Annotated in this window: 18 protein-coding genes and 1 other annotated feature; of the genes, 10 read left to right on the forward strand and 8 right to left on the reverse strand. The window is 47.0% G+C overall.

Going from position 1 to position 15,794, the window contains the following annotated elements:
- Positions 1-75: 75 nt before the first annotated feature.
- Positions 76-339 carry a cell division activator CedA gene (gene cedA / locus AABJ99_RS11120; RefSeq protein ID WP_072039598.1) on the forward strand — a complete coding sequence of 88 codons (264 nt, stop codon included), beginning with the start codon at positions 76-78 and terminating at the stop codon, positions 337-339.
- 288 nt (positions 340-627) lie between these two features.
- A complete protein-coding gene (ydjO, locus tag AABJ99_RS11125) occupies positions 628-1,431 on the forward strand; it encodes a protein YdjO (protein WP_039020759.1) in 804 nt (267 codons plus the stop codon).
- 3 nt (positions 1,432-1,434) lie between these two features.
- Here the strand turns inward: ydjO and tcyP are convergent, their stop codons facing one another.
- The 3 genes from tcyP to hxpB all read right to left on the reverse strand — a co-directional run bounded on the left by tcyP (position 1,435) and on the right by hxpB (position 4,380).
- Complete coding sequence (gene tcyP / locus AABJ99_RS11130) at positions 1,435-2,826, reverse strand: cystine/sulfocysteine:cation symporter (RefSeq protein WP_001010714.1); 1,392 nt, start codon at positions 2,824-2,826, stop codon at positions 1,435-1,437.
- A 132-nt stretch (positions 2,827-2,958) separates the two neighbouring features.
- Entirely contained in the window at positions 2,959-3,549 is a 591-nt protein-coding gene (gene ydjM, locus AABJ99_RS11135; protein WP_001295408.1) for a metal-dependent hydrolase, read from the reverse strand.
- A 162-nt stretch (positions 3,550-3,711) separates the two neighbouring features.
- A complete protein-coding gene (gene hxpB, locus AABJ99_RS11140) occupies positions 3,712-4,380 on the reverse strand; it encodes a hexitol phosphatase HxpB (RefSeq protein WP_000106826.1) in 669 nt (222 codons plus the stop codon).
- Between the two features lie 146 nt (positions 4,381-4,526).
- Between hxpB and yniB the strand changes: the two genes are divergently transcribed.
- A complete protein-coding gene (gene yniB / locus AABJ99_RS11145) occupies positions 4,527-5,063 on the forward strand; it encodes a YniB family protein (protein WP_000222172.1) in 537 nt (178 codons plus the stop codon).
- A 40-nt stretch (positions 5,064-5,103) separates the two neighbouring features.
- Here the strand turns inward: yniB and yniA are convergent, their stop codons facing one another.
- The 3 genes from yniA to pfkB form a co-directional block, all read right to left on the reverse strand.
- Positions 5,104-5,964 carry a fructosamine kinase family protein gene (gene yniA, locus AABJ99_RS11150; protein WP_000267670.1) on the reverse strand — a complete coding sequence of 287 codons (861 nt, stop codon included), beginning with the start codon at positions 5,962-5,964 and terminating at the stop codon, positions 5,104-5,106.
- Between the two features lie 105 nt (positions 5,965-6,069).
- A complete protein-coding gene (ghoS, locus tag AABJ99_RS11155) occupies positions 6,070-6,360 on the reverse strand; it encodes a type V toxin-antitoxin system endoribonuclease antitoxin GhoS (protein WP_000146148.1) in 291 nt (96 codons plus the stop codon).
- A 100-nt stretch (positions 6,361-6,460) separates the two neighbouring features.
- Complete coding sequence (gene pfkB, locus AABJ99_RS11160) at positions 6,461-7,390, reverse strand: 6-phosphofructokinase II (RefSeq protein WP_000251742.1); 930 nt, start codon at positions 7,388-7,390, stop codon at positions 6,461-6,463.
- Between the two features lie 286 nt (positions 7,391-7,676).
- Here pfkB and ydiY point away from each other — a divergent pair, with 286 nt between their 5' ends.
- Positions 7,677-8,435, forward strand: a complete 759-nt coding sequence (gene ydiY, locus AABJ99_RS11165) for a DUF481 domain-containing protein (protein WP_000771391.1) — start codon at positions 7,677-7,679, stop codon at positions 8,433-8,435.
- Positions 8,436-8,487: 52 nt separating this feature from the next.
- On the opposite strand, the gene yniD is transcribed toward ydiY, so the two are convergent.
- Together yniD and espL1 are read right to left on the reverse strand one after the other, a co-directional pair.
- A complete protein-coding gene (gene yniD / locus AABJ99_RS11170) occupies positions 8,488-8,595 on the reverse strand; it encodes a small membrane protein YniD (RefSeq protein ID WP_001142445.1) in 108 nt (35 codons plus the stop codon).
- 162 nt (positions 8,596-8,757) lie between these two features.
- A complete protein-coding gene (espL1, locus tag AABJ99_RS11175; protein WP_001293430.1) occupies positions 8,758-10,656 on the reverse strand; it encodes a type III secretion system effector EspL1 in 1,899 nt (632 codons plus the stop codon).
- A 520-nt stretch (positions 10,657-11,176) separates the two neighbouring features.
- Here espL1 and thrS point away from each other — a divergent pair.
- The 6 genes from thrS (at position 11,177) to pheS (ending at position 15,789) form a co-directional block, all read left to right on the forward strand.
- On the forward strand, positions 11,177-13,105 hold the full coding sequence (gene thrS, locus AABJ99_RS11180) for a threonine--tRNA ligase (protein ID WP_001144202.1): 1,929 nt from the start codon (positions 11,177-11,179) through the stop codon (positions 13,103-13,105).
- 3 nt (positions 13,106-13,108) lie between these two features.
- Positions 13,109-13,651 (forward strand): translation initiation factor IF-3, encoded by a 543-nt coding sequence (infC, locus tag AABJ99_RS11185; protein ID WP_001700733.1) that lies wholly within the window; start codon positions 13,109-13,111, stop codon positions 13,649-13,651.
- Positions 13,652-13,747: 96 nt separating this feature from the next.
- Positions 13,748-13,945 (forward strand): 50S ribosomal protein L35, encoded by a 198-nt coding sequence (rpmI, locus tag AABJ99_RS11190; RefSeq protein WP_001124225.1) that lies wholly within the window; start codon positions 13,748-13,750, stop codon positions 13,943-13,945.
- A gap of 53 nt (positions 13,946-13,998) precedes the next feature.
- Positions 13,999-14,355, forward strand: a complete 357-nt coding sequence (gene rplT / locus AABJ99_RS11195) for a 50S ribosomal protein L20 (protein WP_000124850.1) — start codon at positions 13,999-14,001, stop codon at positions 14,353-14,355.
- A gap of 116 nt (positions 14,356-14,471) precedes the next feature.
- Positions 14,472-14,596 (forward strand) — a sequence feature (Phe leader region).
- Complete coding sequence (pheM, locus tag AABJ99_RS11200; RefSeq protein ID WP_001386830.1) at positions 14,478-14,522, forward strand: pheST operon leader peptide PheM; 45 nt, start codon at positions 14,478-14,480, stop codon at positions 14,520-14,522. (Overlaps the previous feature by 45 nt.)
- A 209-nt stretch (positions 14,597-14,805) precedes the next feature.
- Positions 14,806-15,789 (forward strand): phenylalanine--tRNA ligase subunit alpha, encoded by a 984-nt coding sequence (gene pheS / locus AABJ99_RS11205; protein WP_000018588.1) that lies wholly within the window; start codon positions 14,806-14,808, stop codon positions 15,787-15,789.
- Positions 15,790-15,794: the final 5 nt, after the last annotated feature.

The raw sequence follows: 15,794 nt of genomic DNA on the forward strand, positions 1-15,794 counted from the left end.
GGTGTTATGAAATACACGCAAAGCGGGACGTACAGGGGCTAAATCGGCTAAACTACAGTTTTTCTGATTTTTAATATGCGTTTAGTGAAGCCAGTAATGAAGAAACCGCTCCGTCAGCAAAACCGCCAGATTATTAGCTATGTCCCACGCACGGAACCCGCGCCGCCAGAACATGCGATAAAGATGGATTCGTTTCGTGATGTCTGGATGCTGCGTGGCAAATATGTTGCGTTTGTACTGATGGGAGAGTCATTTCTGCGCTCACCGGTGTTTACTGTGCCTGAATCCGCCCAGCGTTGGGCAAATCAGATCCGCCAGGAAGGGGAAGTGACTGAGTAAGGATTACGTACCTCCCGGTTTTGCCGGGAGTTACATGGCCTGAAATTTTGTATTTCATTGCTACATTCATTCAAACCACCTGTAACAAAAAGCTGCCTTTGACGATCTATTGCTATAAATAAGTGATCTTTTTTCTTTAATTGTTTATTTATTTTAAAATGGTTAAGTTTTGCTAATCATGATGAGCTATTTTTGATAGTTCATCCTGTGGCGTCGCTCTTAAACTTATATTGTAAATGACTTAGATTTAAATGAGATAATAATTTTGTTAACAATATGAGGCGGGAGATGTTTTCTACAAACTTAATACAGAGTAATTATGGTGATTTAAATATTAAAAGCCTGGCTTTCGACTCTTTTAAAGAAAGGCTGCAGTCTACTATGACAGCACTCACTTTCTTTATATCAACGGGGCAATGTGACTGCGATGAAATAGCAGAATCAAACTTTAATTATATGATTGCCTATATGTCTAACATTAACTATGATGCCTCAAAGCCAGGAGCGCCAGCACTTAGTTTTGATACATATCTGCAGGACAATGTTAAATATAGAGTAATAATTAATAATCTTTATGGTAGTGAAATTCGGATAAGAGGTATAAATAAAGATTTTATTGGAATGGATGTCGCTTCTGTATTTCGCCCAGAAAAGATGACCAATTTGATCAATATAAAAAACAGGTTGGTTATTCACTATTTAAGGACTATATACTATGAACAAAATTATATACATCCTGCCGAGAGTATTTTTTCTGCAATTCAAAAAAATGAGAGTCTCCTAAAGTTTCCTTCGGTAATATCAATGCTTAATGTCAATCTTCTTTTTAATCCACTGAATCTTCCGGGAATGGGAAGTGGTGTGCTTGAAGAGATTATGAGTATTTCAGATAGTTCACTTAGAAAACGTCTTGGGTATGAGGTTTTAAGCTTCTCGCTACAAGCACATTCATTGAGTCAGGAATGTATTGATAAGTTAGCCATTTTTTTCGCTGACGATCTGTTTAAATATGAGTCAGTATGCATCGCCGCGATGGAACATTTAAAAAGTAAGGCAACGGCCCCTATACAAAACGGACCGTTGCCAGCATAAGAATTAACGGTGTGCCAGTTCGGCGTCGTCTTCGCTATCCAGAATGGCTTTATCGGTTTGCTTCAGCCACTGGCTGGTCAGCGTGCCAGCGGTCATCGAGCCACTAACGTTTAGCGCCGTACGGCCCATGTCGATAAGCGGTTCAACGGAGATTAACAATGCCACCAGCGTTACAGGCAGGCCCATCGCAGGCAGCACAATCAGTGCGGCGAAAGTTGCGCCACCACCGACACCGGCAACGCCTGCGGAACTAACGGTAACAATACCGACCAGCGTCGCAATCCACATCGGGTCCAGCGGGTTAATGCCAACCGTAGGCGCAACCATCACCGCCAGCATTGCCGGATACAAACCGGCACAGCCGTTCTGACCAATGGTCGCACCGAAAGAGGCGGCGAAACTGGCGATGGATTCAGGAACACCGAGTCGACGCGTTTGTGCTTCCACATTAAGCGGGATAGACGCAGCACTGGAACGGCTGGTAAAGGCAAACGTCAGTACTGGCCATACCTTACGGAAGTACTTCAGCGGGCTCACGCCATTAATGCCCAGCAGAAGGCCATGCACTGCAAACATAATCAGAAGACCGAGGTAGGACGCGACAACGAAACTACCCAGTTTGATGATGTCTTGCAGGTTAGAACCTGCAACCACTTTGGTCATCAGCGCCAGAACGCCGTAAGGGGTCAGCTGCATGACCAGGCGAACCAGTTTCATCACCCAGCTTTGCAGGGTATCGATAGCGGTTAAGACGCGTTCACCTTTCGGCGCATCATCCTTCAGCAGCTTCAGCGCAGCTACGCCGAGGAATGCGGCAAAAATTACCACGCTGATAATTGACGTCGGATTGGCTCCGGTCAGATCGGCAAACGGGTTTTTCGGGATAAAGGACAAGACCAGCTGCGGAACGCTCAGGTCAGAGACTTTACCAACATAGTTACTTTCGATGGCGTTCAAACGTGCAGTTTCTGCACCACCCTGAACCAGACCTTCAGCCGTCAAACCAAACAGGTTGGTGACCAGCACACCGACCAGCGCCGCAATCAGCGTGGTAAACAAAAGCGTTCCGATGGTCAGAAAACTGATTTTGCCTAACTGTGATGCGTTATGCAGACGGGCAACCGCGCTCAAAATAGAGGCGAAGACTAACGGCATAACGATCATTTGCAGCAGTTGAACATAGCCATTACCAACGATGTTAAACCACTGTACAGAATCTTTAAGTACCTGGCTGTCAGAACCATAAATGGTATGCAGGGCGAGGCCAAAAACCACACCCATCACCAGACCCACCAGCACTTTTTTCGCCAGACTCCACTGTTTATGGCGGGTCTGAGCCAGCGCAAACAGCAGTACAACGAACACCACGATGTTCGCAATTAATGGAAAGTTCATCCCCGTTCTCCTGATCTTATTATTTCTATCACTGCGTAGCAGTCATAGTGTTGGCGCAAGATTAACAGAACTGTGAGCTGGCTCTTATATTCAAATGGAATTGCTTATTCCAGAAAGGCGATTTTTGCCTTTTTAGTATTCAACCTGATGCTTAATAAGCCGATGAAACTGGATCTGCAAGGTATTGATCATTTGCGATGACCAACGAACAGCGCTGTTTTCGGGTAATGAATGGGGCATCCATACCGACCAGACAAATAATGCCATGCAGATAAAACGTTCCAGTTGGTTGCCCTTTTGGGGAACCAGGATAGGCAAGCGGAAACGCCAGCGGCATGGCCAGAGCAGGGGAACACCGGCGGGTGTCAGCATATCGGCAAGTATGTGGCTCAAATAACCCAGCACCATGCCCTGCAATGCATCAGCCGGAATGAACCAGCTTTCAGGAACCTTAAGGTAAAAGGTTGCCAGCAGCGCAAATACCGCCAGCAGACTGTGGGTAAAACCACGATGCCCAAAAGCGCGGGCGATCGGTTTTGATATCCACTTTAATCGCTGCCCAAGAAACGACTTTGGGTGATCGATGTCCGGTAACAAACACGTCAGGATTGCGGAAGGGACAATATGCCACCAGTCACCCTGTGCCAGCACGGGCGTCAGCTCGGCATTTTTGGCAAATACCGCACAAGCAATAGAAAAGAGAAGGTGACCTTCCGCCGTCATGATAAAACTCACTAAACTGTCGATACGTACAGTATAGGATTTTTATACAGTGCGCGGAAGTGGTGACGGTGTAACTCTTTCTCTTAAATTGACGATTAATCCGTCAGTTGAATGCAAATTCAGATAAAGAACCAGGAGCAGCGTGATCACTGCCCCTGGTCATTAACCGAGAAGGTCTTTTGCGGTGAGTTCTGTCAGCGATGAGAGTTTGACGTTTGCTAATACAAAACGTGGATCATTTTGCGCTTCTGGCGCAGGAACGACGATGGAACGCATGCGGGCTGCTTTAGAAGCGATCATGCCATTTACCGAGTCTTCCAGCGCCACGCAGGTCAGTGGGTCAACGCCCAGTTTTGCTGCGCAGTCGAGATATACTTGCGGATGCGGCTTGCTGTAAGGCAATTTTTCAGCCGAGGCGAGGGCATCGAAACTGTCGCGTAAGTCAAACATGGTCAACACTTTTTCCAGCATATGTAGTGGTGACGCGGAGGCCAGTCCCACCAATAAACCTTGTTCTTTGCATAACGCAACGGCTTCACGCACGCCTGGCAATAATGGGTGTGTCTCTTCAACCAGTGAAATGGCACGAGCAATAACCCGTTCTACTACTTCCTGACGGCTTGGACCATTCCAGGGTTGCCGGGCGTACCAAAGATCGACCACCATATCGATGCGTAAACCTAAGGTGTCCGGCAGCTCGTTACGACGGGAGATATCCACCCCCAGGCTTGCCATCACATCCAGTTCGGCCCGATCCCATAAAGGTTCTGAGTCGATAAGTAATCCATCCATATCAAAAATTGCAGCAAGAATCTGACGCGGGGTTGACATTACAACCTCTCCTTTAGAGCATTATGTGTAAGGTATTAAGCCGTGCTTATGATTAAGCGCCTATCATATCGCCTTTAAAGAATGGGCGAAAACAGATATCTACAGGTAAACTAAGTGAAACGACGCGTCTTAATCAAGGAGAACTCATGACGTATCAACAAGCTGGACGCATTGCTGTTTTGAAAAGGATTTTAGGTTGGGTGATTTTTATACCTGCATTGATCTCTACATTGATTTCTTTGCTGAAATTTATGAATACCCGGCAGGAAAACCAGGAAGGCATTAATGCGGTCATGCTCGACTTTACTCATGTCATGATCGATATGATGCAGGCGAATACGCCTTTTTTGAATCTGTTCTGGTATAACTCCCCGACGCCCAATTTTAATGGTGGCGTGAACGTTATGTTCTGGGTGATTTTCATCCTGATTTTTGTCGGACTGGCGTTGCAGGATTCCGGTGCCCGGATGAGTCGCCAGGCGCGCTTCTTGCGGGAAGGTGTTGAAGATCAACTCATTCTGGAAAAAGCCAAAGGGGAAGAGGGGCTAACACGCGAACAGATTGAGTCACGTATTGTTGTCCCGCACCATACTATTTTCCTGCAGTTTTTCTCGCTGTATATCCTGCCGGTTATTTGTATTGCTGCAGGTTATGTGTTCTTTTCTCTGCTGGGGTTTATTTAATCAAAAGGCCGCACGGAGCGGCCATTATCCTCACCCCATATTATGCTGCTAATAATCTATCCAGTGACTGCTGAGCAATAACCAAATGCTGACCGCCAAATAACCTTGCACGATTTAACAGCGTGTAGAGTTGGTAAACCGGTTGACGTTCAAGGAAATCGGCAGGTAGCGGGGATACTGACTGATAGCCGTCATAGATTTGTGGCGGCTGTTCAGTATGCAGCGGTAACATCGCCAGGTCGCACTCTCGGTCACCCCAGTAGCAGGCCGGGTCGAAAATGTACGGGCCATCCGGACCCAGCGCACAGTTGCCGGACCATAAATCGCCGTGCAACAGAGAAGGCTGCGGTTGATGCGAGGCCAGACGCTGCTGAATATGCTCGACGATGGCATCGATATTGCCGAAAGCGATCCCTTTTTCTGCCGCCAGTTCCAGCTGCCAGCCAATCCGTTGTTCAGCAAAAAAAGTTGACCAGCGACGTTGCCAGGTGTTGGGCTGGGGAGTTGTGGAGAGCGCGTTATCGAAATCGAGGCCAAATTGCGGTTGGTCGCTCCATTGATGTAAACGCGCAATTTGCTGACCAAGAATAAATGCGCTATGCGCATCCAGCGGGCGAGGTGGGAGATAATCCATCACCAGAAAACTGTAGTCACGGTCAGCGCCAACTGCCCAAACCTTAGGCACGGTGACGGTTTTACTACGCGACAGTAACTCCAGTTGGTCGGCTTCGGCGGTAAAACCGGGAAGCAGTTCCCTTTCATCACATTTGACGAAAAAGTCACGTCCTGCATAGCGCAAATGCCATGCGGCATGGACTTCTCCGCCAGGCAGTTCATTACGCAGTTCGATTTCGCCTTCACCTAACTGCTCGCTCAAAAGACGACTGATTGCCTGCCACATGATGTCTCTCCCATGTTGTCTGCCAGATCATAAGGTTAGCGCAAGAATGCGGTGTAAAAACACGAGCTAACGCACACCACAGACTGATTATTGCCCAAAAACCATTTATTTTTTGTTGCTATTCCATTCCTCCCAGGTCGTGATGGTGATTTCAGGATCTTTGCCGGTTGCACTTTGGGTAAGCCCCGAAACCAGTTCTCTAATTTCTTCTTCACTTTGGGTACTGATAAGTCCAAAAGTGTTAGTCCCCAGCTCATGGATATTTCCATCATCATCCGTCATGGTGAGCAAAAAACCGTCGCGAGTCAGGTAATTATTCAACTCGTTAATTTCAGTCAATGTATCCTCGTGCAACATGACGGTTATGACATAACGGACAAGATCGCCACTGGCCATAGTTCACCCCTTTGTTATCACATGACTTTTGAGCATAGTCGGAGAAACGCGTTGCCGACAGGTTGGTGGTGATTCCCCCAATGCAGGGGGAATGTTTCAGTTAGCGGGAAAGGTAAGCGTAAATTTTTTGTGTATCGTCATGGGAGCACAGGCGTGTTCCCTGATTGAGTGTGGCTGCACTCCCCGCAGCTACGCCAAAACGGACCATCTCTTCAAGAGAGGCATTTTCTGCCAGTTTCAGTGTCATCGCGCCGACCATGCTGTCACCAGCGCCAACGGTGCTCTGGCTTTTCACCGGTGGTGGCACAACCTGAATGCAGTTTTCACTATCAACGCCCAGCGCCCCTTGTGGACCCAGGGAAACGACAACTCGTTTGGCCTTGCCGCTATTAACGATTTCCTGCGCGGCTTTGCGGACATCGTCTGGCTGGGTGAGTTCGCGATTCACCAGCGCACTGAGTTCTTTTTGGTTAGGCTTAACCAACTCGATGTTACCAATCGCCAGTGCTGCACTTAACGCTTCGCCAGAACTGTCGACGATACAGCGGATCCCTTGGTTTTGCGCAGCGGAAATCAGTTGGGTTAATTTTTCTAGCTTCACACCTGGCGGCAGGCTTCCGCTTATGACCAGGATAGCACCGGATTCAATTTCCAGAACTTGCTCTTCAAGCTGGCGAAACTCATCTTCACTTAATGCCGCGCCTGGCATGACAAAACGATACTGCTCACCGCTTGCTTCCACATGTACGTGTAAATTCTGCCGGGTCCAGTCTTTGGCTTCTACAGTAGCGACGGGGACATTTTCATCTGCCAACAGTGAAACCAGATGTTCGCCGGTCGCACCACCCGCCGGGAAGATCGCTGTGGCACTGCCTCCAAGATGGGCAATGGCGCGGGCGACGTTGATGCCGCCGCCTCCGGGTTCGAATACCGGTGCGGTACAGCGCAGCTTTCCTTCGGGATAAATTTGCGGGGTAATTGTTGCGCTATCGAGAGAGGGCGCAAGTGTCAACGTATAGATACGTACCATCATTTCCTCCTATAGGCTGATTTCAGTCTGGCACCGAATCAGCGGAAAGTGAAGAAATTAACAATATGATTTATTAGAGCTTTATTTAAAATTTTGCAGATAAATATATATAAATAAAAATCTGTTTTCGCCACATGCTTATTCAAAAAATGAAATAAGAATACATTGCTAAGTTATTCGCGCCTTTTTATAATTCGTTACCTTTCCAGGGACGCTAATCTTTGATCCTTAAGAAAGTTTCCGGGACCGCGAAGGTCTCTTTTTTTGTTGTACGGACTCTTGATAAATGAAGCTTTTGAAGACAGTTCCTGCCATCGTTATGTTGGCGGGGGGCATGTTTGCGTCACTGAATGCAGCTGCCGATGATTCCGTTTTTACTGTCATGGACGATCCTGCCAGCGCTAAAAAACCTTTCGAAGGTAATCTGAATGCAGGATATCTTGCACAATCAGGCAATACGAAAAGCTCCTCACTTACGGCTGACACTACCATGACCTGGTATGGACATACCACTGCCTGGTCGCTGTGGGGGAACGCCAGTAATACCTCTTCTAATGATGAGCGTTCTTCAGAAAAATATGCGGCGGGCGGGCGTAGCCGTTTTAATTTAACTGATTATGACTATTTATTTGGGCAGGCAAGCTGGCTGACAGACCGTTATAACGGCTATCGAGAGCGCGATGTGTTGACCGCGGGTTATGGTCGCCAGTTTTTGAATGGCCCGGTACACAGTTTCCGCTTTGAATTCGGTCCAGGTGTGCGTTACGACAAATATACCGACAATGCCAGTGAAACCCAGCCGCTGGGTTATGCCTCCGGGGCTTATGCATGGCAGTTGACTGACAACGCTAAATTTACGCAGGGTGTTTCAGTCTTTGGCGCGGAAGACACAACGCTGAACTCTGAAAGCGCATTAAATGTTGCTATTAATGAACATTTTGGACTGAAGGTGGCTTACAACGTCACATGGAACTCTGAACCTCCAGAGTCTGCACCGGAACATACCGATCGTCGGACAACCTTATCGCTGGGCTACAGCATGTAACATTATCTGCCGGACCGTAGTATGCGGTCTGGCTGTTTTCGTTTGTCACTGCTCAGCCCCAAATCATTGCTGCCCAACGTAGCAACAACATAGCGCCACAGATTGCCAGTAGCACCACCACCATCTTCCAGTGTTTTTTATCAAAGCGTTTAGTCGGCATACCAGTGTCCTGCATATCTCTTGTGCGTGATAACGGAGTGTAACAAAAGGGACAGGCAACAAGGGATTTTTTGCAATTGCAGCCGTCGGGTGGCGTTGTGCACCCGGTCACTGTTATTGAGTTTAAAGTATATGTATCAACATATACATCGTAAATATTTAGTTATAAATACGCCTGTAGTTCATCTGGACTAAAGCTCAGGCTTTGGCTGATTACATTTATAGCTGCATAATATGTTTCTACCGTTTTATAATGATTATGATGAATGGCTATATGAACAGCTGATATGTTGTCATAATTTTTAGCGGCCAACAGTGTGAATAACTGATGTTGACTAAAAGAATATTTTTTTGCAAAAGTACACAGCGTCGATATATAAGATAGCACGACGTCTTCATTACCCTTGCTCATGGCGATGTATAAAGCAGGGGTTCCATGTGCTGTTGCGCCTTTTAATAAATCCATGATGTTAATTTTACTGAGGTTATATTTAAAGGCGATTCCATAAATTTTTGAGAGGAACCGTGTGACACACAAAGGGTGATTATTTTCCATTGCAGCGAATAATCCTGGTTCACCGTCGTGTATTTTCATTGCTAAAATATCCATTACCAGCTTTTTGTTTAAAAGCTCTTGTGCTATTGGAGTGGTTAATGTATTAAGGAAGATATTGATTATTTCATCGAATCCATACAACATGGTAATGTAGAGTCCAGGTGTGTCATTGGCACTTTTAGTTTGCAGTAACTTAACTAGATTACTTTTATGAATGATGCGACTATTTACCAGTGACTGAATTTCTTGCATAAATATTTTTACGTTGTCAGTATGTCCGTTCATCATAGCCAGAAATAAAGCAGGAGTACCAACGCTATTCTGCGCAGTTATTATTTTAATGATTTCTTTTTCAGGGAGTATGCGCAACTGTTTGAATAATGTAATAAGCTGTTGAGTCTGTCCTGTGGCCATTATTAACAACATTGCCGATGGATGTATAGGGGCAAATGGCATTCGTGTCGCAATACCCGCGAAAATAGCCGCTGGAACTCCCTCAGGTAATAGAGGGAGAATTGCAATTGCACAGTTGCGAACATACATATCAGCCCAGGTCTGAGCATCGGGACCTGAACTGATGAACTTATCAAGCGAGAGAAAGCCCCGTGCTGTCCTGTGGGTGCCTCTGACGGCAACATTGGTGTCGTTCGGATCGTAAACGGACACAACATAATTTAACTGTCCATCCGCTGCCAGCTTTATTCGTAGCCTTACTGATAAAGTATGATTGTCTATATATAAAATCGCGGACATATGACTGACATTGTTTGCCATCATCCGACAGAAGAAAATATCTAAAGCGAAGCCAAAATCCTTACTCGCGATAACGCGACTCCCTGCAGGAGGATGGCGAAGTAATGCTCTGAACTCCGCGTCCCGGACAATAGGGACATGCTGCTGTATGGATTCAACGGAGGAGTAATGTTTAATCAGATTGACTTTGCCTTTTCCATTTCCCAATGAATCAAGGGCGTATTGTAATGACAGATGGCGGCAAAAAATAGCGTCAGAAGGAGATTGCAAAAAAAATGCACTACCATTGAGATTTACTGTTGGTTGTATAGTTTTTTCTCTATGGATTTTTTTTGAGAGCTTCATGCAATGGTTACGTTTTTCGGCAGTTGACTGTTCCTGTTCAATATAATCCAGTATGCTTCGCAAATGGTTAGCTTTAATGGGCGTGGTTTCCAGAAGTAAGGAAATGATTTCTTTTTTATAGTGTAATGTAATGAGTATATTTTCTGCATGGATGGGGGAAGTGGCAAAGTTAATGATAAAAAGGGCAGTGGAATAACAATTTTGTGATATTTTTCGACAGCTTGCGGTAAATTCCTGAGTAACACAGTATGACAGCGTCGAACTTAAATCAGAGGTATCAAGTAGGGTGATGAGCTGGCGCGCAAATTGATTAATAGGCTCTGCTGAAGGCGTTGGTATGTCGCTATCGATGTGCACTCTATGAGGAGACTTATAATGAGTTCTGATAATGATATCGTTTTCACTCATAATCTATTCGCCTTATATATGTCTGGAGGTTTTGAGTATGATGATTAATTATTATCGCCAGAACGAAATGTGCACGAAAAATTGCTATAAGAATTGTGTCACTTTTATCATTGCGATATGACCAGTTCGTCATTAATCTCATGATCGTTTAAATACCACCGCCAAATAGCGCAACGAACTTTGCTGGATTCAGTTTATATGCGTAAATCCGCTCGCAGTAAACCTTTCAGACGCTGCGTGATGTTATGAGTGGTTCTTTAAGCGTTTTGCTGGTGTACTCACTACAAACGAATTGCGAATCGAATCAATGTGAAACGGAAAGGTACAATCTCCCTTTTTTTAGTGTTAACATCGTTCAACCGGGTGGAAGGTGAGAGGTTAATGTCTTTCATTTGTGTACCTGATTGCGAACCAATTTAGCATTTGTTGGCTAGATGGTTTCGCAATGAACTGTTAATAAACAAATTTTTCTTTGTATGTGATCTTTCGTGTGGGTCACCACTGCAAATAAGGATATAAAATGCCTGTTATAACTCTTCCTGATGGCAGCCAACGCCATTACGACCACGCTGTAAGCCCCATGGATGTTGCGCTGGACATTGGTCCAGGTCTGGCGAAAGCCTGTATCGCAGGGCGCGTTAATGGTGAACTGGTTGATGCTTGCGATCTGATTGAAAACGACGCACAACTGTCGATCATTACCGCCAAAGACGAAGAAGGTCTGGAGATCATTCGTCACTCCTGTGCGCACCTGTTAGGGCACGCGATTAAACAACTTTGGCCGCATACCAAAATGGCAATCGGCCCGGTTATTGACAACGGTTTTTATTACGACGTTGATCTTGACCGCACGTTAACCCAGGAAGATGTCGAAGCACTCGAGAAGCGGATGCATGAGCTTGCTGAGAAAAACTACGACGTCATTAAAAAGAAAGTCAGCTGGCACGAAGCGCGTGAAACTTTCGCCAACCGTGGGGAGAGCTACAAAGTCTCCATTCTTGACGAAAACATCGCCCATGATGACAAGCCAGGTCTGTACTTCCATGAAGAATATGTCGACATGTGCCGCGGTCCGCACGTACCGAACATGCGTTTCTGCCATCATTTCAAACTGATGAAAACGGCAGGGGCTTACTGGCGTGGCGACAGCAACAACAAAATGTTGCAACGTATTTACGGTACGGCGTGGGCAGACAAAAAAGCGCTAAACGCTTACCTGCAGCGCCTGGAAGAAGCCGCGAAACGCGACCACCGTAAAATTGGTAAACAGCTCGACCTGTACCATATGCAGGAAGAAGCGCCGGGTATGGTCTTCTGGCACAACGACGGTTGGACCATCTTCCGTGAACTGGAAGTGTTTGTTCGTTCTAAACTGAAAGAGTACCAGTATCAGGAAGTTAAAGGTCCGTTCATGATGGACCGTGTTCTGTGGGAAAAAACCGGTCACTGGGACAACTACAAAGATGCAATGTTCACCACGTCTTCTGAGAACCGTGAATACTGCATTAAGCCGATGAACTGCCCGGGTCACGTACAAATTTTCAACCAGGGGCTGAAGTCTTATCGCGATCTGCCGCTGCGTATGGCCGAGTTTGGTAGCTGCCACCGTAACGAGCCGTCAGGTTCGCTGCATGGCCTGATGCGTGTACGTGGTTTTACCCAGGATGACGCGCATATCTTCTGTACTGAAGAACAAATTCGCGATGAAGTTAACGGATGTATCCGTTTAGTCTATGATATGTACAGCACTTTTGGCTTCGAGAAGATCGTCGTCAAACTCTCCACTCGTCCTGAAAAACGTATTGGCAGCGACGAAATGTGGGATCGTGCTGAGGCGGACCTGGCAGTTGCGCTGGAAGAAAACAACATCCCGTTTGAATATCAACTGGGTGAAGGCGCTTTCTACGGTCCGAAAATTGAATTTACCCTGTATGACTGCCTCGATCGTGCATGGCAGTGCGGTACAGTACAGCTGGACTTCTCCTTGCCGTCTCGTCTGAGCGCCTCCTATGTGGGTGAAGACAACGAGCGTAAGGTACCGGTAATGATTCACCGCGCAATTCTGGGGTCGATGGAACGTTTCATCGGTATCCTGACCGAAGAATTCGCTGGTTTCTTCCCGACCTGGCTTGCGCCGGTTCAGGTTGTTATCATGAATATTACCGATTCACAGTCTGAATACGTTAACGAATTGACGCAAAAACTATCAAATGCGGGCATTCGTGTTAAAGCAGACTTGAGAAATGAGAAGATTGGCTTTAAAATCCGCGAGCACACTTTGCGTCGCGTCCCATATATGCTGGTCTGTGGTGATAAAGAGGTGGAATCAGGCAAAGTTGCCGTTCGCACCCGCCGTGGTAAAGACCTGGGTAGCATGGACGTAAATGAAGTGATCGAGAAGCTGCAACAAGAGATTCGCAGCCGCAGTCTTAAACAATTGGAGGAATAAGGTATTAAAGGCGGAAAACGAGTTCAAACGGCGCGCCCTAACCGTATCAATGGCGAAATTCGCGCCCAGGAAGTTCGCTTAACAGGTCTGGAAGGCGAGCAGCTTGGTATTGTGAGTCTGAGAGAAGCTCTGGAGAAAGCAGAAGAAGCCGGAGTAGACTTAGTCGAGATCAGCCCTAACGCCGAGCCGCCGGTTTGTCGTATAATGGATTACGGCAAATTCCTCTATGAAAAGAGCAAGTCTTCTAAGGAACAGAAGAAAAAGCAAAAAGTTATCCAGGTTAAGGAAATTAAATTCCGTCCTGGTACAGATGAAGGCGACTATCAGGTAAAACTCCGCAGCCTGATTCGCTTTCTCGAAGAGGGTGATAAAGCCAAAATCACGCTGCGTTTCCGCGGTCGTGAGATGGCGCACCAGCAAATCGGTATGGAAGTGCTTAATCGCGTGAAAGACGATTTGCAAGAACTGGCAGTGGTCGAATCCTTCCCAACGAAGATCGAAGGCCGCCAGATGATCATGGTGCTCGCTCCTAAGAAGAAACAGTAAGGCCTTCAAGTAGCACTGTCTGTGGAGCCTTTGGGCTTCACAGGCATTGTTCGCCTTTGTTTCGTTTATTAACAATGCGAAGTGGAAGTTATTAAAATGCCAAAAATTAAGACCGTACGCGGTGCTGCTAAGCGCTTCAAAAAAACCGGTAAAGGTGGTTTTAAGCACAAGCACGCTAACCTGCGTCACATTCTGACCAAAAAAGCGACCAAACGTAAACGTCACCTGCGTCCGAAAGCCATGGTTTCCAAAGGCGATCTGGGCCTGGTAATCGCGTGCCTGCCGTACGCATAAGCCGTTAACGTTTTTTAACTTTTTAATTAGAATATAGATACAGGAGAGCACATATGGCTCGCGTAAAACGTGGTGTTATTGCACGCGCACGTCACAAGAAAATTTTGAAACAAGCTAAAGGCTACTACGGTGCGCGTTCTCGCGTATACCGCGTTGCCTTCCAGGCTGTTATCAAAGCTGGTCAGTATGCTTACCGTGACCGTCGTCAACGTAAGCGTCAGTTCCGTCAACTGTGGATTGCGCGTATCAACGCAGCAGCACGTCAGAACGGTATTTCTTACAGCAAATTCATCAATGGCCTGAAAAAAGCCTCTGTTGAAATCGACCGTAAGATCCTGGCTGATATCGCAGTATTCGACAAAGTAGCGTTCACCGCTCTGGTTGAAAAAGCGAAAGCAGCTCTGGCATAAGCCAGTTGAAAGAGGGAGCTAGTCTCCCTCTTTTCGTTTCAACGCCATCAAAACATTGACTTTTATCGCCGTAGCCTTTTCAATAAAGGTCTTTTGAAAAGTACCAAAAGGTAACGCAAGCAATGAATGCTGCTATTTTCCGCTTCTTTTTTTACTTTAGCACCTGACTCCAGGAGGCTAGCGCGTGAGAAGAGAAACGGAAAACAGCGCCTGAAAGCCTCCCAGTGGAGGCTTTTTTTGTATGCGCGTTTTGAAAAATAAAAAGCCTGTCTCATCAGGCGTAATTGTCGCAGCCAGTCTGGGCACGGCCAGCGCGGAGAAACCGGAGCGTACTTAAGTACGTGAGGATTTCGAGCACTGCCCGGGTCCAAAATGGCAAGTAAAATAGCCTGATGGGATAGGCTCTAAGTCCAACGAACCAGTGTCACCACTGACACAATGAGGAAAACCATGTCACATCTCGCAGAACTGGTTGCCAGTGCGAAGGCGGCCATTAGCCAGGCGTCAGATGTTGCCGCGTTAGACAATGTGCGCGTCGAATATTTGGGTAAAAAAGGGCACTTAACCCTTCAGATGACGACCCTGCGTGAGCTGCCGCCAGAAGAACGCCCGGCAGCCGGTGCGGTTATCAACGAAGCGAAAGAGCAGGTTCAGCAGGCGCTGAATGCACGTAAAGCGGAACTGGAAAGCGCAGCGCTGAATGCGCGTCTGGCTGCGGAAACGATTGATGTCTCCCTGCCGGGTCGTCGTATTGAAAACGGCGGTCTGCATCCGGTGACCCGTACCATCGACCGTATCGAAAGTTTCTTCGGTGAGCTTGGCTTTACCGTGGCAACCGGGCCGGAAATCGAAGACGATTATCATAACTTCGATGCTCTGAACATTCCTGGTCACCACCCGGCGCGCGCTGACCACGACACTTTCTGGTTTGACGCTACCCGCCTGCTGCGTACCCAGACCTCTGGCGTACAGATCCGCACCATGAAAGCTCAGCAGCCACCGATTCGTATCATCGCGCCTGGCCGCGTTTATCGTAACGACTACGACCAGACTCACACGCCGATGTTCCATCAGATGGAAGGTCTGATTGTTGATACCAACATCAGCTTTACCAACCTGAAAGGCACGCTGCACGACTTCCTGCGTAACTTCTTTGAGGAAGATTTGCAGATCCGCTTCCGTCCTTCCTACTTCCCGTTTACCGAACCTTCTGCAGAAGTGGACGTCATGGGTAAAAACGGTAAATGGCTGGAAGTACTGGGCTGCGGGATGGTGCATCCGAACGTGCTGCGTAATGTTGGCATCGATCCGGAAGTTTACTCTGGTTTCGCCTTCGGGATGGGGATGGAGCGTCTGACTATGTTGCGTTACGGCGTCACCGACCTGCGTTCATTCTTCGAAAACGATCTGCGTTTCCTCAAACAGTTTAAATAAGGCAG

The sequence above is a fragment of the Escherichia coli genome (assembly GCF_036503815.1).
Lineage (GTDB): Bacteria > Pseudomonadota > Gammaproteobacteria > Enterobacterales > Enterobacteriaceae > Escherichia > Escherichia coli_F.